The organism is Rhizobium sp. LjRoot30, from assembly GCF_964253915.1.
In the GTDB taxonomy this organism is placed as follows: Bacteria; Pseudomonadota; Alphaproteobacteria; order Rhizobiales; family Rhizobiaceae; genus Metarhizobium.
In genome coordinates this window covers 15,726-34,320 of the sequence record NZ_CAXUSG020000023.1, presented here as the reverse complement: position 1 = coordinate 34,320, position 18,595 = coordinate 15,726, and the positions used below count along the sequence as shown (strand labels likewise).

General features: G+C 60.2%; 18 protein-coding genes. 7 read left to right on the top strand and 11 right to left on the bottom strand.

Annotation, left to right across the window (positions count from 1 at the left end):
- Positions 1 to 17 precede the first annotated feature (17 nt).
- From ACSQ3I_RS26455 to ACSQ3I_RS26445, 3 genes are all read right to left on the bottom strand, one after another.
- The gene (locus tag ACSQ3I_RS26455; protein WP_436003930.1) at positions 18 to 689 is read right to left on the bottom strand and encodes a class I SAM-dependent methyltransferase; all 672 of its coding nucleotides are present in this window, start codon (positions 687 to 689) and stop codon (positions 18 to 20) included.
- A gap of 71 nt (positions 690 to 760) precedes the next feature.
- Positions 761 to 1,585 carry a DUF1365 domain-containing protein gene (locus tag ACSQ3I_RS26450; protein WP_436003928.1) on the bottom strand — a complete coding sequence of 275 codons (825 nt, stop codon included), beginning with the start codon at positions 1,583 to 1,585 and terminating at the stop codon, positions 761 to 763.
- A gap of 20 nt (positions 1,586 to 1,605) precedes the next feature.
- The gene (locus ACSQ3I_RS26445; RefSeq protein WP_160862644.1) at positions 1,606 to 1,986 is read right to left on the bottom strand and encodes a DUF2147 domain-containing protein; all 381 of its coding nucleotides are present in this window, start codon (positions 1,984 to 1,986) and stop codon (positions 1,606 to 1,608) included.
- A gap of 120 nt (positions 1,987 to 2,106) precedes the next feature.
- On the opposite strand from ACSQ3I_RS26445, the gene ACSQ3I_RS26440 reads away from it, so the two are divergent.
- On the top strand, positions 2,107 to 2,508 hold the full coding sequence (locus tag ACSQ3I_RS26440) for a DUF2177 family protein (RefSeq protein ID WP_436003937.1): 402 nt from the start codon (positions 2,107 to 2,109) through the stop codon (positions 2,506 to 2,508).
- Here ACSQ3I_RS26440 and ACSQ3I_RS26435 read toward each other — a convergent pair.
- The 5 genes from ACSQ3I_RS26435 to ACSQ3I_RS26415 are packed head-to-tail and all read right to left on the bottom strand — an operon-like array spanning position 2,473 to position 6,210.
- Complete coding sequence (locus ACSQ3I_RS26435) at positions 2,473 to 3,072, bottom strand: hypothetical protein (RefSeq protein ID WP_436003926.1); 600 nt, start codon at positions 3,070 to 3,072, stop codon at positions 2,473 to 2,475. The genes ACSQ3I_RS26440 and ACSQ3I_RS26435 overlap by 36 nt on opposite strands.
- A complete protein-coding gene (locus tag ACSQ3I_RS26430) occupies positions 3,069 to 4,106 on the bottom strand; it encodes an SAM-dependent methyltransferase (RefSeq protein ID WP_436003924.1) in 1,038 nt (345 codons plus the stop codon). Before ACSQ3I_RS26430 ends, ACSQ3I_RS26435 begins: the two co-directional genes overlap by 4 nt.
- Positions 4,103 to 4,918: a DUF1295 domain-containing protein gene (locus ACSQ3I_RS26425; RefSeq protein WP_160862647.1), complete on the bottom strand. Its 816-nt coding sequence runs from the start codon at positions 4,916 to 4,918 to the stop codon at positions 4,103 to 4,105. The genes ACSQ3I_RS26430 and ACSQ3I_RS26425 overlap by 4 nt, the downstream gene beginning before the upstream one ends.
- Positions 4,919 to 4,921: 3 nt before the next feature.
- On the bottom strand, positions 4,922 to 5,575 hold the full coding sequence (locus ACSQ3I_RS26420; protein ID WP_436003922.1) for a ChrR family anti-sigma-E factor: 654 nt from the start codon (positions 5,573 to 5,575) through the stop codon (positions 4,922 to 4,924).
- Positions 5,572 to 6,210, bottom strand: a complete 639-nt coding sequence (locus ACSQ3I_RS26415; RefSeq protein ID WP_160862649.1) for a sigma-70 family RNA polymerase sigma factor — start codon at positions 6,208 to 6,210, stop codon at positions 5,572 to 5,574. Before ACSQ3I_RS26415 ends, ACSQ3I_RS26420 begins: the two co-directional genes overlap by 4 nt.
- Before the next feature lie 134 nt (positions 6,211 to 6,344).
- Here ACSQ3I_RS26415 and ACSQ3I_RS26410 point away from each other — a divergent pair, with 134 nt between their 5' ends.
- Both ACSQ3I_RS26410 and ACSQ3I_RS26405 read left to right on the top strand, forming a co-directional pair.
- Positions 6,345 to 7,676, top strand: coding sequence for an NAD(P)/FAD-dependent oxidoreductase (locus ACSQ3I_RS26410; protein ID WP_160862650.1), 1,332 nt, complete (start codon positions 6,345 to 6,347; stop codon positions 7,674 to 7,676).
- A gap of 131 nt (positions 7,677 to 7,807) precedes the next feature.
- Positions 7,808 to 8,386, top strand: coding sequence for a biliverdin-producing heme oxygenase (locus tag ACSQ3I_RS26405; protein ID WP_436003919.1), 579 nt, complete (start codon positions 7,808 to 7,810; stop codon positions 8,384 to 8,386).
- On the opposite strand, the gene ACSQ3I_RS26400 is transcribed toward ACSQ3I_RS26405, so the two are convergent.
- Positions 8,383 to 10,845, bottom strand: a complete 2,463-nt coding sequence (locus tag ACSQ3I_RS26400) for a PAS domain-containing protein (protein ID WP_436003917.1) — start codon at positions 10,843 to 10,845, stop codon at positions 8,383 to 8,385. The genes ACSQ3I_RS26405 and ACSQ3I_RS26400 overlap by 4 nt on opposite strands.
- 167 nt (positions 10,846 to 11,012) lie before the next feature.
- On the bottom strand, positions 11,013 to 11,417 hold the full coding sequence (locus ACSQ3I_RS26395; protein ID WP_436003915.1) for a response regulator: 405 nt from the start codon (positions 11,415 to 11,417) through the stop codon (positions 11,013 to 11,015).
- 289 nt (positions 11,418 to 11,706) lie between these two features.
- Here ACSQ3I_RS26395 and ACSQ3I_RS26390 point away from each other — a divergent pair, with 289 nt between their 5' ends.
- Genes ACSQ3I_RS26390 through ACSQ3I_RS26380 form a run of 3 tightly spaced genes read left to right on the top strand, consistent with a single transcriptional unit; the run spans position 11,707 to position 15,361 of the window.
- Positions 11,707 to 13,875 carry an ATP-binding protein gene (locus tag ACSQ3I_RS26390; protein ID WP_436003913.1) on the top strand — a complete coding sequence of 723 codons (2,169 nt, stop codon included), beginning with the start codon at positions 11,707 to 11,709 and terminating at the stop codon, positions 13,873 to 13,875.
- A gap of 3 nt (positions 13,876 to 13,878) precedes the next feature.
- Positions 13,879 to 14,337: a response regulator gene (locus ACSQ3I_RS26385; RefSeq protein ID WP_160862663.1), complete on the top strand. Its 459-nt coding sequence runs from the start codon at positions 13,879 to 13,881 to the stop codon at positions 14,335 to 14,337.
- Between the two features lies 1 nt (position 14,338).
- Positions 14,339 to 15,361: an HWE histidine kinase domain-containing protein gene (locus tag ACSQ3I_RS26380; protein ID WP_436003911.1), complete on the top strand. Its 1,023-nt coding sequence runs from the start codon at positions 14,339 to 14,341 to the stop codon at positions 15,359 to 15,361.
- 42 nt (positions 15,362 to 15,403) lie between these two features.
- On the opposite strand, the gene ACSQ3I_RS26375 is transcribed toward ACSQ3I_RS26380, so the two are convergent.
- Positions 15,404 to 15,790 carry a response regulator gene (locus tag ACSQ3I_RS26375; RefSeq protein WP_436003910.1) on the bottom strand — a complete coding sequence of 129 codons (387 nt, stop codon included), beginning with the start codon at positions 15,788 to 15,790 and terminating at the stop codon, positions 15,404 to 15,406.
- Between the two features lie 386 nt (positions 15,791 to 16,176).
- Here ACSQ3I_RS26375 and ACSQ3I_RS26370 point away from each other — a divergent pair, with 386 nt between their 5' ends.
- Complete coding sequence (locus ACSQ3I_RS26370) at positions 16,177 to 18,378, top strand: putative bifunctional diguanylate cyclase/phosphodiesterase (protein ID WP_436003909.1); 2,202 nt, start codon at positions 16,177 to 16,179, stop codon at positions 18,376 to 18,378.
- The last annotated feature ends 217 nt before the right edge of the window (positions 18,379 to 18,595 follow it).

The window sequence follows — 18,595 nt, the reverse complement described above, 5'->3', positions numbered from 1 at the left end:
TCTTTTTTGTGCCAATTTCAGTTACCAGGAAGCGTGGGAATAAGCGCGGCAGTATCCCGTCTCGCGCGAATGGGGTCGGCAGGGCGTTCCAATACATAGAGGCCGACATTTATGGTTCCGGCCTTAAAACCAGCCGCGCAGTAGCAGAGGTAATAGTCCCACAGGCGATGAAACTGTTCACTGTAGCCCAGTGCGCTGATGCGGGGCCACGCGGCGCGAAATCGCTTCCGCCACTCGAGGAGTCTTCGAGCATAATCCGATCCGAAATACTCGCATTGGACCATCCGAAGCCCTGCGTTCGCAGCTTGTGCCTGGATGATGCTTTTGGTCGGAAGCATACCCCCGGGGAAGACATGTCGCTGAATGAAATCTGCCGATCCGCGATAGGCGGCAAAACGGCTCTCGTCGATCGTGATGACCTGAAGCACGGCGTGTCCGCCCGCGCGAAGCCTTTGCTGCAGAGTCTTGAAGAACAGCGGCCAATAGGCCTCGCCAACCGCTTCCAGCATCTCGATGGACACGATCCGGTCAAAGCTTCCCGTGACATCTCTATAGTCTTTCAACTCCAGACGGACTGCTTCCTGCTGGCCGTTGGCCCGGATGACGGCGTTCATTGCGCGCGCGAAAACTCCGATCTTCGCTCTGTTTTCGCCAAGACCACGCCTGAATATTCTTGCTAATGCGGCCACGATGTCTTCCTGGAAAATTTGATAAAATTATGGGTGCAGGCGCTTCGGACGCCGTGTGGCTCAAAGCCGTTTCACGCCGTGTCCGTGTAACTTGCTGTTTCCGGTGGTGGCGGACTTGTGCGGAAGCGTGCGCCTTTCAGCCAAAGCTTGAAGGCTTCCCAATGGATACCGGCCATCACCTTCATCGTCATGAAGGGGAAACGGATCAGGCAGCGCGCCAGCATGCCGTCCGTCAGCGGCGCGGCGTCCGCATTGAACGTGGCGGCCATGACCGGCTCTTTGCCTGCGGTTTCGTGAATTCGCAGCCGGACAGTCCGGCCGGGCGGGAGGATGCGGAAATGGTAGCGCAGGCCCATGTCCATGAAGGGGGAAACATGAAAAACCTTCGTTCGTGTCTGCCGAATGCCGGCGGCGCTGATCTCGCCAGCAAGGACCGGTGCCACATAGCTGTGCCGCTCACCGAAGGTATTCCTGACCGCATAAATGATGGCAACCAGCCGATCTTCATCGTCATAGGCGAAATAGGTCGAGAGCGGGTTGAAGACATAGCCGAACATGCGCGGGTAGGCGAGCAGCAGAATACGGGCCGCGGGTTTTTCGAGACCGGCGCGCGCCAGCAGACGGTCGGCGAACTGTCGCAGTGTCTCACCGTCCTCTTCGACGTGGTCGAGCTCATGGAATGACAGGATTCCATTGCGGTTCACGGTAAGCAGGCGCGTCAGTCCGGCGAGATCGACAAGCCGGTCGACATCGACCAGAAGTGAAAAGACGCTATAGCTGAAGCGGTGGCCGAAAGGATGCAGCCTCTGATGCATCACCTTTCCGGCATAAAGCGTACCGGCCGCAGAGGGCGGCGGACCGTTGTCGGCCATGCTAGTGACCCGGATCTGCTTCATGCCTTGCTCTTTTTCGTTCATCATCGGGCCGGCTGCCAGCGCACGTTCTTGCAAAGCACGCCGCCAAGAATACACCCGCGCGTTAGAAGCGAATTGTCGGACACCTGCACCGTGATCGAATAGGTGCGCTCGCGTTTCTCATCGAAGGCGGTGCCTGATAATGTATCCGGCGATTTGGGCTGAAGCGACATGATCAGGCGGTCGCCGGCCTCTTCGCCCTTGCTGGTATCCCGGATCCAGAGATTGGTGGCGCAGATATTGCGGCCGCATGGAGCGATGCGCACACGCGCGTTTCCGTCGTCGCGCAGCCAGACACCGCTTGGATCGGCGGATTGCTGCGCTTGGGAGGCTGCGGCAGTCAGCATCAGGGCGGAAAACGCAGTCAGAACGGCTATCCTCATCGGTCCATCCTCGTTGCTTTTCCTTGAATACGCATGCGCGGGCAGATCGGTTCACCCGAGGTGATCCGTCAGAGCGACGAAGGCGTAGAAATGTCGACAAACGTAATGGGAGACATCGGTATGAAAACCATCGTCATCGCCTATCTGGCGACGGGCATCGCCTTTCTGACCGTCGATGCCATCTGGCTTTCGACGATGGCCGATATGCTTTATAGGCCGCTCCTGGGCGACAAACTGGCGCCGCAGTTTGATCTGGCGCCGGCCGTTGTCTTCTATTTGATTTACATTGCCGGCATCGTATTTTTCGCCGTGATGCCCGCGATCGACGGGGAAGGACTCGGCAAGGCTGCGCTGAACGGTGCGATCCTCGGCCTAGTGGCCTATGCGACGTATGACCTCACGAACCAGGCGACATTGAGAGACTGGCCGCTTTCCATCACGCTTGCCGATATTCCCTGGGGCGCGTTCGTCACCGCGATCGGCGCATCAGCCGGTTTTCTCGTGGCGAGCCGCATCGGCTGACCGTTCCGTCTGAGCCAGAATGCCTGAGAACAGGATCGCGACGAAGGCGGTGAGCATGCCGGCGCTCAGGAGGTTGAGCCGCGCCAGAGCGGCATATTGGACTGCGTCGTACCGCGCGAGCGGCTGGCCGTAGGCTTCATGCAACAGAAGGAAAATGCCGAAGGCGAGCGCTGCAAGCGCCAGCCCGATGACGCGCTCCCGCGGACGAAACACCAACAATGCGATGACGCCACACGGAACGAGGAAGATTTCGACCGCAGACGCCGTGCCAAAGAGCCATGCCGAAAGCATGGTATTGCCGATCCCCGCCAGCGGAAGTAGAGCCCGCCCTGCCACGCTATTCCGTCGCGCCACGGCCGGTACGGCGAGAAAGAACGGTGTCGAAAGGAATGTGAACCAGGCGGCGGTGACGTCGGCACTCACCAGCCAGAAGAGATAGAGCGGGTAAAAGGGCTGGTTCGACGCGACCAGCAAGGAAGTCATGTTCGCCGCAGCGACACGCGGGTCGGGATGGTGCGCATAGGCCCGCACCATCGCGGTGAGGCGTTTCAGAAAGAAGATCACCGGCCTGCGCCGGCGGGGCTTAGGCGATAGTGGCTCACGCCCCATTCTTCTCCATCGGCATGGCCGAAGAGCCCGGCCGTGGCGAGGAAAAACATTCGCCAGCGCCGCATCCAGACGGATGCGTCCTTGCCGTAGGTCGCCTCGAAGATGGTGCGGACCGCGTCGCGGTTTCGGTCGAAATTGTCGAGCCAGTCCTGCGCGGTGCGCTCGTAATGCTTGCCGTTCCAACGCCAGTCCCGCTCGACGGTGAAACTGTCGTCAAACGCGCGAACCAGTCCATGGCTGGGCATGACGCCGCCGGTAAAGAAATACTGCGCAATCCAGTCCGCCTTGTCGGCATGGTCAAAGCGATAGGCAGTCTTGCGATGCGAGAAGACGTGCAGGAAAAGCCGCCCATCGTCACGGATCCAGCTGCGTGCACGCTGGAGCAGGCAATGCCAGTTGGACATGTGCTCGAACATTTCCACCGACACGATGCGGTCGAAGGTGCCGTCCGGTGAGAATGTGTTCATGTCCGCGGTGATCACGGTCAGATTGCGAAGGCCGCGGCGTTTGGCTTCCGCCTCGATATAGGTCCGCTGCGAGGATGAATTCGAAACGGAGACGATGCGACCGGACGGAAAGCGCTCTGCCATGAACAGCGAGAGGGAACCCCATCCGCAGCCGAGCTCGAGAATATCCTGCCCGTCTGCGAGGTCCGCGTGAAGGCACGTCTCCTCCAGAGCCGCGATTTCCGCCTCTGCGGGTGTCGTGGCGGGCGAGGCATAGAGGCAGGATGAATATTTACGGCGCGGGCCGAGCACCAGCGAGAAGAATGCCGCGGGAAGCTCATAGTGCTGGGCATTGGCGTCATCCGTGTGCACGGCGATGGGCCATTCGCTCATGGAACGCGCAAAGTCCTGGTCGGTCGGACCGGTCCCCTCCGCCAGCAGGCGGCGCGTGCGGCCAACGAGCCGGCTGATGCCGAACCGCAGGGCATGATCGGGTAACGGCAGCCGCTCGGCGGCGGTGATGGCGGTCTTGGCAAGGTTCATGTCGTCTGCTCCCGTTTTTGCGCGCCCGGCCAGAAGGCGTTGACGCGCCTGGCATAGGCGGTGAAGGCAGTGCCGCGTGAACGCATCATGTGCGCCTCAAGCGGCGGAATCCCTGAAACGTGCACCAGCAGCCAGTACATCAGGGCAGGGCCTGCAAGCGCCAGCCAGCCCCAGCCCCAATCGCCGGCAGGGCCGATAGCCACGACTGCATAACCAACCCATCCGAGCCACTGGAAGAAATAGTTGGGATGGCGCGACAGGCCCCATAGACCGACATCGCAGACCTTGCCCCTATTGGTGTCGTCGCTGCGAAACCGTGCCAGCTGCGCATCGGCAATGCCTTCCCCGACGACGGTGATGACGATGATCGCGATGCCGGCAATATCGCTCCACTGCCAGCCTATGGCCGGGTTTCGTGCTGCGGTGAAGATCGTGGTGGTGAGGAGAAGCGCGGCGGCGGCCTGGATCTGCAGAAACAGGAAGAGACGCCCGCGCCAGCGCTCGCCCCATTCCTCCTGAAGTTTCGCGTAGCGAGGATCCTCGCCCCCCCTCAGCGTGCGCCGCAGGATATGCAGGCCAAGACGACAAGACCAGAGCGCGGCCACCGCTGCCATGAGAAGCCGTCGCTGCCCATCGCTCTGCCAGTCCGAAACCGGAAAAAGCGCGGCAGCCACACCCGCCCCGCCCACGAGAAAGGACCAGACGGTATCGACCCAGCCGGATCCCGCCCCCTTCACGACCGCGAGCCAAACAGCTGCCATGCCCAGCGAGATAGCAGCGGCCAGAAGAAGGAAGAGCGCCACCGCCGGCATGGTTCAAATCCCGAAGATCGGCTGCAGCATGCGGCCGATGAGATTGTTGAAGCGCATTTTACCCTCCATAGCGGCAAGGCAAATACAATCATCGCCATTGTCGACGACCGGTTGGTGATCAACGTCTTCGTCCATTTCCGCGAGATCACCTGGACCGAATGTTCCGAAACGATCGGTGTATGAACCCGATACGATATAGGTGAACTCGGTGCCGACATGTCCGTGGTCTGGAAGGGCGCGGCCCGGGCCGACCTTGAGCAGGATGAGATTGGCATCCGGATCCTGAGGCACGCCGACCCGGCTCATCTTCATACCGGGCCCGATCCAGCGCCAGCGTCCGATATCGCAGCCGCGCAAAGCGTCCGGCAGGCGAATGCCTTCAATCTCCACCGGCGCCCGCGGCGGCGGTGTGAAGTGGGCGGCGGCGTCCTCATCGTCCAGCATGGCAAGCACGTCGCTCAATGCGGTTGCCGACATTTGCGTCGCTTCCGTTTCTTCCAGAAGCGCGCCCCCCAGCGCTTCATATTCGCCGACGCGGGCGCGACAGGCCGGGCAGCTTGCCAGATGCGCCCTGACGACGATGGCGGGCGCGGGGGCAAGCGTGCCGGCGGCGTAGCGCATCAGGGTCTCGTCGGTTGCGTGATGTGTGGTGGTCATGATTTGTCTTCCAGCAGCCCGCGAAGCCGGTTCATGGCCAGGCGTGTTCTAGATTTCACGGTGCCGAGCGGAATACCCAATTCATCGGCGATTTCGGTCTGCGATCTCTCGCTGAAATACGCGAGGCGGATGATCGTCTGTTGCTCGGGTGAGAGCGCGGTCAGCGCGTTGCGCACCGCAGCGTCCCGCTCGGCGTCGAGCATTCCATCCTCAACCGTATCCATCGCCGTCTCAGCATCCGGCGGCAGAGCCGACGGGTCTTTCTGCCGTCGCAGATGGTCGATGCGAATGTTGCGCGCGACTGTGAAGATCCAGGTCGCCACGCCCGCGCGTTCCGCATCGAAATACGAGGCCTTGCGCCAAACGGTCAGCATCGTTTCCTGCACGAGATCATCCGCCGCGACGGAGGACAACGTCCAGCGAAGGAAGAAGGTCTTCAGCTTCGGTCCGAAATAGCGGAAGAGGAGGGCAAAAGCCTGACGGTCTCGATCCTGCGCAACCTGTCGCATCATTTCGACAAGCGCATCGGGGGAAGGCGTCTGTTGTTTGTCCCTTGAACTCACCACAGCAAGGCGCCGGCCGGTCTGGAGACCGGGTTTGTGATTACTCTCAACGGGGTTCGAAGCTTCATTCATGCATCCTTATACGCGGTGCTCTCCGAAGCGGATCACACTACGCGATATCGTCCTTCGCAGTGATCCGTCAAAAGTGTCCGCCCGTAAAGGATACAGATAGTTGTCCAAAGTTCGAAAGCCGCAAAAGGATCGTCATGCGCCATTTTCCTCAATCGGATCGGCCACTCAAAATCGCGGTTGTCGGCACGGGCATCGCCGGCCTTTCAGCGGCATGGTTGCTTTCGAAGCGCCACGAGGTCACCGTTTTCGAGGCGGACGATCGCGTTGGCGGCCATTCGCACACAGTGTATGCGGGCGGTGTTCCGGTCGACACTGGCTTCATCGTCTATAACGAAGTGAGCTATCCTAACCTCACTGCGCTGTTTACGCATCTCGACGTCCCGACCAAGGCGTCGGAAATGTCCTTCGCCGTCTCGATGGACGGTGGGAAGCTGGAATATGCCGGTACGAATCTCGCCGGTCTTTTCGCCCAGCGCAGCAACCTTGCCAGCCCGCGCTTCTGGTCGATGCTGCGAGACCTCGTGCGTTTCTACCGTCAGGCGCCAGACGGCGTGCGTGATCTCGATCCTTCCGCTAGCCTCAACGACTATCTCGATAGCGCCGGCTTCGGACGGGCGTTTCGCGAAGACCACCTCTATCCAATGGCGGCCGCGATCTGGTCGACACCGGCACTTGAGATCGGGAATTATCCGGCGCTTTCCTTCGTGCGCTTCTGCGAGAACCACGGCTTGCTGAAATTCGTGCGCAGGCCAATCTGGCGAACGGTCGATGGCGGCAGCCGTGCCTATGTCGAGCGGCTGACAGCGTCGTTCCGCGACAGGATCCGGACCGGTACGCCGGTAAGGGCAATCCGACGCGTCAACGGTGCGGTGGAGATTTCCGCGGGCGGCGCGGAGGCCGAATGGTTCGATCATGTCGTGATCAGCGCCCATGCCGACCAGGCGCTGGGGATGCTTGCCGATCGCTCACCACGCGAAGCCGAACTCTTGAGCACGTTCACCTACGGAGATAACGAGACGGTCCTCCACCGCGATGAAACCTTGATGCCAAGCCGCAGGCGTGTCTGGGCAAGCTGGAACTACCTCGCGCAATCCGGACGTGACCGCACGGCAGTGCGCAAGCCCTGCGTCACTTACTGGATGAACCGGCTACAGGGGATTTCCGATTTGCGTCCCTGCTTTGTGACGCTTAGCCCCTTACATGCACCCGCCGAAGACAAGGTGATCTGGCGCGGACTTTACCAGCATCCTCTCTTCAACGCCGCGACGCTTGCCGCGCAAAAGCAACTATGGTCGCTTCAGGGTGAGGCCAATACGTGGTTCTGCGGATCCTATTTCGGTTCCGGCTTCCACGAGGATGCCATTCAGGCGGGTCTGGCCGTTGGCGAAACCTTGGGAGGAAATATGCGGCCATGGTCCGTCGAGGGCGAATCCGATCGAATATTCAGAACCCTGCAGGGCGCTTGATTGCGTGCGCCTTCAGGTTCTTCTGCAATTCTCGATGCTTCCTGCCCACCAGTCTGATACCACGTCCCCAGAGTGAAAGGATCTTCCCTTGCGCAGGTCCTGCGACGATCCGCTTTCTGTGATGGGAACACATGGGACACAGTGAAAGGCGGTTTGCGCTTCGGGATCGAACCCGAGCCAACCATGAGAAGCTCGACACCGCGATCGGCGCATTTGAGAACCTTGCGGCGTATCGGCGCTATGTGACCTTCCTCGGCAGATTTCGCTTCGCGATGGATCGGGTCTTGAACGATGTTGTCTGGCCACGGGATTGGTCCTGGCGTCCGACCGCCGTGTCCGATTCGATCGCGCAGGACGCGAAAGATCTGGGGCTCCGGGTAACACCGACCGAAACGTCGGATGTGCTGTTCGACGATCAAAGTGGTTTGTTGGGTGCGATCTATGTTCTCGAGGGATCAACTCTCGGTGCGCGCGTTCTAAGATCGCGAGCCGCCGCGCTTGGAATGACCGATGGTTTCGGCGCACGGCACTTGGCAGTCATGACGCGCGACATGTCGTGCTGGCAGGCCTTTCTTCGTCAACTGGACGGTGTTGAAGACTTCGACATCGAATGCGCCGCCCAGGCCGCGAATGCTGTCTTCGATCTCGCCTTGCGATGCGTCGAGACAGGCGGGCTACCGTCTCCTGACTTCAAAGCGAGCGCCGATTAGCCATCGATTACACGCCGAACCTTCTCGGCCAGCTGCTCCAGACTGAAGGGCTTTTGAAGCAGATGGGTTCCGGCGTCCAGGATGCCGTTGTGAACGACGGCGTTGCGGGTGTAGCCGGTTGTATAAAGGACCTTCAGTTCCCCCAGTTTCTCCGACGCCAAGGTGGCGAGTTCACGGCCCGTCATCTCAGGCATGACGACATCCGTGAAAAGGAGCGCGGGCTTCAGGCCTTCTCCCAACAGGGCGAGCGCTGCCGCGCCGCTAGCGGCTTCCGCCACCGTATAACCGAGTTCGCGCAGCGCCTCGACGGAGAAATTGCGCACCCGCTCGTCATCCTCCACCACCAATACGAGTTCGCCACGGACGCCGCGCGCAGGGTCAGCATTCTGCGGCGATATCTCTCTGGTTTCCGTCTCGCCGTAATGACGGGGTAGGTACAGTTTTACGGTGGTTCCGTGGCCTGGTTCGGAATAGATCTTCACGTGTCCGCCGGACTGGCGCACGAAGCCAAAAACCTGGCTCAGCCCGAGCCCGGATCCCTTGCCGACCTCCTTTGTCGTGAAGAAGGGATCGAAGGCCTTTGCGAGAGTGTCGCCGGTCATTCCCGTGCCGGTGTCGGTGACCGCAATCATCACATATTGGCCGGGCGACATCGTGTGTTCTCGGGCATAGTCCTCGGAGACGAATGTGTTGGCCGTTTCTACGGTGAGCCGGCCGCCGTTCGGCATGGCATCTCGGCCGTTGACCGCAAGATTGAGGACCGCGTTCTCAAGTTGGCTGACATCGGCATTTATGCGCCATAGGCCCGCGGCCAGCACGGTCTCGACCTGAACCTGCTCGCCGAGCGCCCTTGTCAGCAGCTCGCGCATGCCGGCGACCATGCGGTTCGGTTCGATGATTTCGGGCTGGAGTGGCTGACGACGGGAAAAGGCGAGCAGACGTTGGGTGAGAGCGGCTGCCCGGTTTGCACCGTCCTTGGCGGCGTCGATATAACGGGCGAGATCAGTTTCGCCGCGCGCAAGGCGCCTTTCGAGGAGGTTCATGGCGCCCAAAATGACCGCAAGCATATTGTTGAAGTCGTGCGCGACGCCGCCGGTAAGTTGCCCGACCGCCTCCATCTTTTGCGCCTGTCGCAACTGTGCTTCGGCTTCCAAGAGTTTGACGGTGCGCTCCTGCACTTCCTTTTCAAGCTCTTCCCGCGACCGGGTGAGAACCTCACGCGCGTCGATGATGTCCTGGATGTCCGTGCAGGTACCGAACCAGCGGGTGATTGCGCCGTCCTCATTGCGCACAGGCTGCGCGCGGCCAAGCACCCAGCGGTACTTTCCGCTTCGATGACGGAGCCGATATTCGATGTGATAGGGCTCTCCGGTTTGCAGGCAATGCCGCCAGACGCTCCAGGCGCGGTTCTGATCCTCCGGGTGGAACATTCCGGCCCAGCCCTCGGCATCAGTCGAGCCTAAAGGCACGCCGGTGAAATCGTACCAGCGCTGGTTGTAATAGTCGTGATATCCGTCTGGAGTCGTAGACCAGATCATCTGGTCGATGGAGTTCGTGATTGCCCGGAATCGCTCCTCGCTGTCGCGGAGCGCGGCTTCCGCATTTTTTCGGTCGGTTATATCGAAGCTGATGCCGGGGAAGCGCAGGGGCGTTCCGTCAGGCGCTAGCATCGGCCGTCCCTCGGCGATAACCCATTTGTGCGCACCGTCCGCCTGCACGAGACGGTATTCCTGGGAGAAGACACGGCCGCCCTTCAAAGTCGCCGCGATCGCCTTTTCGACATGGGGAAGGTCGTCAGGATGAATGGCGTTGAAGAAATCGGCGATCGGTGCGCCAACGCCGGCCTTTTCGCGCGGGACGCCGTAGAGTTTGGCAAAGCGCGCATCGGCGATTACCCGGTCATTAGGTACATCCCAGTCCCAGGTGCCCACCGTATCCGATGCGCCCAGCGCATATTCCAGTCGCTCCTCGCTGGCGCGCAGCGCCCGTTCCGCCGACAGGCGCGCTGTTGTCTCGTTGCCCTGGTTGAATATGCCGAGGACCTTGCCGTTCTGTCCGAAGATCGGCGCGAAGCTGTAATCCCAATGGGTCTGTTGTATGCGGCCCCCGCGCTGCATGGGCAGCATCTGATCGGCGACCGAAAACCCCGTACCGGTTTGCAGAACGGCGAGGAGTTGGGGCTCAATCACATGCCAAATATCGGCCCAGACCTCGCGGGCTGGACGGCCCAGGGCCCATGGATGCTTTTCCCCGGCAATCGGCGCCCAGGCGTCATTGTAGAGAAGGCGAAGGTCGTCCCCCCAGTAAAGGGCCGTGGGAAGCGCGGTGTTGAGGCACAGACTCAGCACCATGCGCAGTTCCTGCGGCCAGTCTGCTTCCGCGCCGAAGGGCGTCTTCGTCCAGTCGATCTCCTGGATTCGCTGGTTCATCTCGCTGCGTGTGTTGGGAACAAAGGTCATGTTGCCGTTTCTCGACGTGTCGCAGGCTTATATGGGAAAGTCCCAACAATTGAAAAGCGCGATAACCCTGTGGAAATTCTAAAAGAATGGAAAGCGATATAAGAGGGGCGATGCCGTCTTCGCATCGCGGCGGCCTTTATGTGGCGGCCGGCATGCGCGCCTCGGCGCTATGAACGCATGCGCCGGGTGGAAAGGACGGCGCTTTTCGTCACGATCTGGTTGTCGAGTTCGGTGATCACCTCGTCGAGATTGTAAGGCTTAGCGAAAACCCGGCACGTCACCGACAGGGTCGCTTCCTGCAGATCGCTTCTTCCTGAAACGACGATCCTGGCTGCGTTCGGCCGGCAATTGCCGAGCAATTCCAGTAGGTCGAGGCCGCTCAGCCCGCCGGGCAGGTCGATATCCGTCACCAGGCCGTCGATTTCGGCATGCCTTGCGATATAGCCGATGGCCTCCAGGACATTGGACGCCGCGAGCACGCGGTAGCCTTCATCCTGCAACGCCTCGATCAGGATAAGGCGGAGGAGCGGTTCGTCCTCGACGACGAGAATGGTGGACTGCGATACGGCCATCGGTATCTCCAGTTCGTTGGTCTCCGCACAACGTGCACCCCCTGGAATTTCGCCCGTCCCCAAGACAAGTCTTTGCGAACAATCTTAATAAAATGCAAAGAAGGCGCTTCGCGACGCGAGACACGCCCCGTGCGTCGAATGCGATAACGCGTTCCGGGCACGAAAGAGGCCTACAAAAAATGCGATTCGCTCTTAGATAGTAGGTGTCTTTCAACACTGCGATGGTCGGTCTATACGATCCCCACCATCAGCAGGCTTGGCCGGATTGGCGTGCGGGAGAGGGGATTCGATGTCAGGGAGCCAAAGCGATCTGGATTTTTGCGCGCGCGAGCCGATCCATGTTCCCGGCGCAATCCAGCCCCATGGATCTCTGCTCGTTCTTGATCCCGCCGGTCTCGATGTCCTGTGGGCATCGGCCAATTTTAAAGCAATCACGGGCCGGACGCCGCTCGAACTGTTCCCGTCGGTCGAGGCTGCTTTGCGCGCTTGGCGGGCCAGCGGCGCGCATGCCTACCGCGCCAGGCTGCAGAACCCGGACGTGGACATGGCGGCACATGCCCATCAGGGCCGCGCCATCGTTGAGTTCGAACGCAGCGCGCCCTTTTTACCCAACGCGCTTCTTTCCCGTCTGACCGGCTTCGCACAGCAAATGACGGCCACTGAAGAGCTTACGGATGGGCTTTCCGCGACCGCGCGCCTGATCGCTGACCTGACCGGCTTCGACCGGACACTCGTCTACCGGTTCGATACCGACTGGAACGGACATGTCGTGGCCGAAGCCGGCAACGGTACCCTGCCGTCCTATCTCGACCTGCGTTTCCCCGCTGCGGATATTCCGGCGCAAGCACGCAATCTCTACACGTTGAACCGCATACGCCTGATCCCCGACGCAAATTACAAGCCGGTCCCGCTGACCGCGTTCGGGGAGGAGTGCGACGCAGGGGCCATCGACATGACGTTCACGCAGCTTCGCAGCGTGTCGCCGGTCCATCTCGAATATATGCGCAACATGGGCACGCTCTCGTCCATGTCGATATCGGTCATGGTGGACGGCAAGCTCTGGGGCCTTCTGTCCTGCCACAGCCGCAATGCCCACCATGTGACGAGCGACATCCGCGAAGCCTGCGATTTCGTGGTCCAGAGCCTGGCCATGCGGATCAGCGCCGACAGCCGGGCCGAGACAGCGGCACTCGGCGTTGAACTCGCGCGCGTGCACACCAGGCTTTTGGCCGCGATGGCTCAGGCCGATCGGTGGGATGAAGGCCTGGCCGGCACGCCGGGGGCGCTGCTGGAACTCACCCGAGCGGATGGGGCGGCGGTCCTGTCTCAGAACAGCTACCTGCCTGTCGGCGAGGCTCCGGAAGAGCATCAGGTAAGAAGCCTGGTCGCCCGCCTTTCACAGCAAGACGCGGCCACCGATTCCTACATTACGGACTCTATCGTCTCGGAGGTCCCGCGCGACGGCGGCTTCAACGACGGCACCTGCGGTGTCCTCGCCTTGCGCATTTCCGAGGTGGAAGACAGCTGGCTTGTTTGGTTCCGCCAGGAAGTGGTCAAGACGGTCACCTGGGGCGGGGATCCGCACAAGGTGGTGCGGGAGAGCGGGCGGATCCATCCTCGCAAGTCCTTCGAGGCCTGGCGCGAGATGGTGCGCGGCAGGAGCGCACCGTGGCACCCTGCAGAGATCGCCGCCGCGCGCGACCTGCGCGCCTCGATCGTGGAGATTGTGCTGAAGAAGGCCGAGCAATTGGCCAGGCTTGCCGCCGACCTACAGAAGTCCAACAGGGAACTGGAGGCCTTCTCCTATTCGATCTCTCACGATCTGCGGGCGCCGTTCCGCCATATCGTCGGCTTCTCCCAGCTTCTGACGGAGCGGGAGAAGAATCTCGGCGAGCGCTCGCGCCATTATCTCCAGATGATTTCGGATTCGGCGCTGGCCGCGGGTGACCTCGTCGATGATCTCCTGACGTTCTCTCATCTCGGTCGAGCGGCACTGTCCGCCGACAAGGTGGACATGAACAAGCTCGTCGCCGAGGTGCGGCGGGGACTGGCAGAGGAGACGGCGGGCCGCACGATCGTCTGGCAGGTCGATGATCTGCCCGCTGCGACGGGGGACGCCACCCTCCTTCGGCAGGTTTGGTACAATCTTATCGACAACGCGGTCAAATATACGCGGCTGCGCGAAGAGGCGCATATCGAGATATCAGCCGTTCTGACCGACCAAGGCATTTTGTACCGGATCGCGGATAACGGTGTCGGCTTCGACATGGCTTACAAGTCTAAGCTGTTCGGTGTATTCCAGCGGCTGCAGCGAAGCGAGGATTTCGAGGGCACGGGTATCGGCCTTGCCCTCATCAAGCGCATCGTCGAGCGGCATGGCGGCAGCGTGGACGCCATTGGCACGGTGGACGAGGGCGCATGCTTCACTTTTTCCTTACCGGCGCTACCTGAGGAGTAATCCGTGCCAGAACTGAGGCCAATTTTGCTCGTTGAAGACAATCCCCGGGATCTCGAACTGACCCTGACGGCGCTTGAGAAGTGTCAGATCGCCAATGACATCGTGGTTGCCCGCGACGGCGCCGAGGCGCTGGATTTTCTCTATCTCAGCGGTTCCCATGCCGCCCGCGATCCAGGCGATCCCGCAGTCGTCCTGCTCGATCTCAAGCTGCCGAAAGTCGACGGACTGGAGGTGCTCGAAAAAGTAAAGCGCGATGAGAACCTGCGTCACGTTCCAGTCGTCATGTTGACCTCGTCTCGCGAAGAACAGGATCTGGTGAAAAGCTACCAGCTCGGGGTCAACGCATTCGTCGTCAAGCCGGTCGAGTTCAACCAGTTCTTCAAGGCGATCCAGGACCTCGGCGTCTTCTGGGCGCTTCTCAACGAGCCGCCGCCGAAGCTGCGGCAGGTGGGCGGCGACTGACATGGCCGGAATGCTGCGTATCCTGCTGCTGGAAGACAGCACCATCGACGCTGAACTTATTGAAGCGCAGCTCGAGAACCTGCAAGAAACCTTTGAGGTCAATCGCGTCGCGACGCGTGCTGCTTATCAGGCCGCGCTGGCACAACACACGTTCGAGATTATCCTTTCAGACTTCTCGCTTCCCGATTTCGATGGCATGGCCGCGCTCGACCTAGCGGTCGCCTCAGCGCCGGACGCGCCCTTCATTTTCGTCTCAGGGGTTCTAGGCGAGGATGCTGCCATCGAAGCCTTCCGCAAGGGCGCGACCGACTATGTTCTGAAGCAGCGCCTGGCGCGTCTGCCGGCTGCCGTGACGCGTGCGGTGAACGAAGCACGCGAGCGGGCAGAGCGCAGGCGGATCGAGCAACAGAAGGATCTGCTGGTCCGGGAACTCAGCCACCGGGTGAAAAACAATCTCGCCGTCGTGCTTTCGCTAATCCGCCGGACCGGTCGCGGTTGCCGGTCAGTCGCGGAATTCGAGGAGAAACTCATCGCCCGTGTGTCGGCGCTGGCAGACGCCCACGAGCTCCTGTTCGAAGGCAATTGGGACGAGACGGAGCTTCTGAGCGTTTTCCAACGCGCGGTTCGGCCACACAACAGGGATCTCTCGCGCTTCGATATTGGGCGGCACGATCTCGTTCGGTTGGACCCCAGGACCGCGCTCTCCATCGGCATGGTCTTCAACGAGCTGGTGACGAATGCCTCGAAATATGGGGCGCTGGCCAACGAGCAGGGGCGTGTCTCCATTGCGTGGGTGGTCAACAAGACGGGTCCGGGGCGGTCCGTTCGGATAAACTGGACCGAGCGCGGCGGACCGGTCGTCAAGGCGCCCGATGACGAGGGCTTCGGTACCCGGCTCATCAAAGCTAATATCGAATATGAGCTGGGCGGGCAGGCGAGCCTCCACTACCTGCCGGACGGGTTCAGAGCCGAAATCGACCTTCCGATCGCCGAGAGCGAAGCGCTAAGGCCGGTGTCGGCCTGAACGAACCTGTCCCGGCACTTCGCCGGCTTCGATCTTGCGCGTCTAGGAAGTCGTCTGGGGCGCTGCGGTAATCTGCTCAGCGAGTCTAGCTTGCAAAACCTTGAGGTCGCAAGGTTTCGGCAGCAGCGCGATATCAGTCAGCTCCGTCCGGGTGTCGGGCAGTTCGGCGTATCCGGAACATACGACGAGCGGTGTGCCCGCCTCGGCGAGTGCTTCGATGACCGGGTAGGAGTAGGCACCTCTCAGATTGAGGTCGAGGACCGCCCCGTCGATCCCGGTGGAGACCGCCTGGAGGGCCTGCTCGACGCTGGAGACAGGCCCGATCACCCTAGCGCCGAGTTCCGTAAAGAAGTCTTCGAGGTCGAGAGCGAGGAGAGGGTCGTCCTCCAGAATGAGAATGCGTTTGTTTTCTAGGCTGCTTTTCACCATGATACCCTGAACGTCTCTGTCAGTACCCACCTAACTAGGATCGTGTAACTATCCGTCAATGGTTTCGATCGGGTGAGGCAAACGATATCGCGTGAAGGCGCACATACCCGTCGACGACACTTCGGATGACGACGAGGACTTCAGGGTGCTGTTCCCAAAAGTCCAGACGGCGGTGGCAATTGCCACTAGGGCCAGGTTTGAAAGCAGGTCGTTCCAAGGGCTCATTCATTCTTCACGCTTGACTATGACGTAAGCCTAATGAACCCGTGTAAAATTTGACTGAAGATATCGTGGGGTTTGGACAGTCAGAAGCCTGCGGCCGCCTTTCATGATTACATAACGAAATTCTAAGATGATGCTTCGACAGTTTGGAGGCATGTAAGTTGATGCGCATTGAACGTGCGGAGGGGTCAAGCGGCGCTTCCGGAAATGGCATACAGGATTCCGCGATCGATCCCTTGCGTCGTGTCGCTACAACCTCGCGGACGAACGAGGACCTGGCCGAGCGTTACGTTTGGCTGGAGGCCATGATCAACCACGTCCCCGACTACATATATGCGAAGGATCGCGAGGGGCGCTTCATCTTCGCGAACGCTGCAGTAGTCACAAACAACGGGTTCGAACACTTCGACGAGATGATCGGCCTGAAAGATTCAGATCTTCACGGTTGGGAAGCGGCCACCGAGATCCATGAAATCGAGCGGCGGGTCATGAACTCTGGCGAGGCCGATCTTGGCTTTGAAGAGCGTGCCCTCAAGGGAAATTGCGACCGATGGCTCATGATGTCGAGGGTGCCCTTACGCAACCGGGATGGTGAGATCGTTGGTGTCGTAGGCGCATCGCGCGACATTACTGCGCGTAAGGCTGCTGAAAGAATGCTTAAGTCGCAAACATGCATTCTGCAGGCAATTGTATCTGGCAAGCCAGTAGGCGAGTTCTTCCAAGAGCTTTGTGAGCAGCTAGAGACGGGGTCGCCGGGTTCTCGTGCTGCAATCCTCACGATGGCGACAACTGAAGAATGGAGGATTGCGGCCTGCCCGGCATCTTCCGCACTACCTACTTCAATCAGCCAAGGACCGCACGGTACACTCGTGGACGTCCTTCGAGGGGTCATCGGCGATAAGGGGGCGTTCAGATGCATCGACATCATCGGCGGTAGCGGAGACATATTAGGCTGCCTTCTCGTGTGGTACCCGGAAGATCAGCTCACATCGGAATACCTCGAATTTTTCGAGGCGGCGGCGCGCATGGCCGGAATAGCGATCGATCGAAGTCGTGACGAAGAGAAGATCCTTTACTTGGCCGAACACGATGCACTTACCGGGCTTCCGAACAGAGACAGGCTCGAACGGAGTCTCGATCGTATGGTAGCTCAGGCGGATATCGAAGGAGGGACACTCGGGGTCGCGTTTCTGGATCTGGACAACTTCAAGCATGTGAACGACAGCCTCGGACATAGGGTCGGCGATCTACTACTGAGTGAAACTGCCGTCAGGATCAAACGGGCTCTCGGAGCTTATGGAATAGTGGGGCGGATCGGCGGGGATGAATTTGTCATCGTCCTCGAGGGGGACGAGTCCTATGAGGCCCGGATGGAGCGTGTCCGTGCCGCGATATGCCTGCCGTTCACGGTGGACGGCGTCGAGCTTCAGACTGCATGTAGCATCGGTATTGCCGCCTTCCCGGATCATGGTCATTCCTCTGCCGAACTCATGGCGGCTGCCGATCTTGCGATGTATCGTGTGAAGCGGGAAGGACGCGACGGGGTCCGAAAGTTCACCAAATGTATGTCGGTTGCTGCGCGCGAGAAGGTGCGCATGACGAAGGAGCTGCGCACCGCAATCGAAAACGACGAACTGGTTGTGCACTACCAGCCACAGAAGGATCTGAGGACGGGCAAGGTATGCGGGGTCGAGGCACTGGTACGCTGGCAACACGAGGGCCGTCTTGTGATGCCAGGCGAGTTCATCCCGCTGGCAGAAGAAACCGGGCTTATTTGCGCTCTCGGAGAGTTCGTCATGACCAAGGCATGCGCTCAGGTTCGTGCCTGGCAGGCCGCTGGAGTTGAACCATTCAAGGTTGGGGTCAATATGTCGGCACGGCAGTTTCAGGATCCTGGGATGACCCGCAAGGTAGCCGACATCCTTAGTGCGGCGGACTTGGATCCGCGGTGGCTGGAAGTCGAAATAACCGAAAGCATGATCATGTGCGACGTGGCAGACTCCGTCCGGAAGATGTCGGAATTGACCGCGTTGGGGATCAGCCTTGCGCTGGATGACTTCGGCACGGGATATTCAAGCTTGAGCACTCTAAAGTCCTTTCCGCTTTCGCGCCTCAAGATCGACCGTTCTTTCGTGAAAGGCATTCCTGCAGACGAAAACGACATGGCGATCGCTTCCGCCATCCTGTCAATGGCGAAGAAGCTAGGTATACAGACCATGGCAGAGGGTGTTGAGAATGCCGAGCAGGAGCATTTCCTCAGGGATGCCGGTTGCTGTCAGATGCAAGGGTACTATTTGGCTAGACCATTACCGCCGTCTGAACTCCGCGAATTTGTGACAAATTATCAAGAGCTACCATCTCTGTGATGACCAGACTTTAATCTGGCACTGCTTAGGTGTCTCGCCGGATTCCGGGCCGGCCGTCTTCGCGTGCGGCTGGACGAGCACTCCGGCTGGAGTGACATCTGCCGCAAACGAAATGGACGCTTTTTCTCGACGCGACCAGTCGCATTCGTGAGCAAACGGTGCTGCGACGGCGCGTGCCGCCAAGCACGCTCGGTTGCTCGCTGCTCTTGAAGAGACT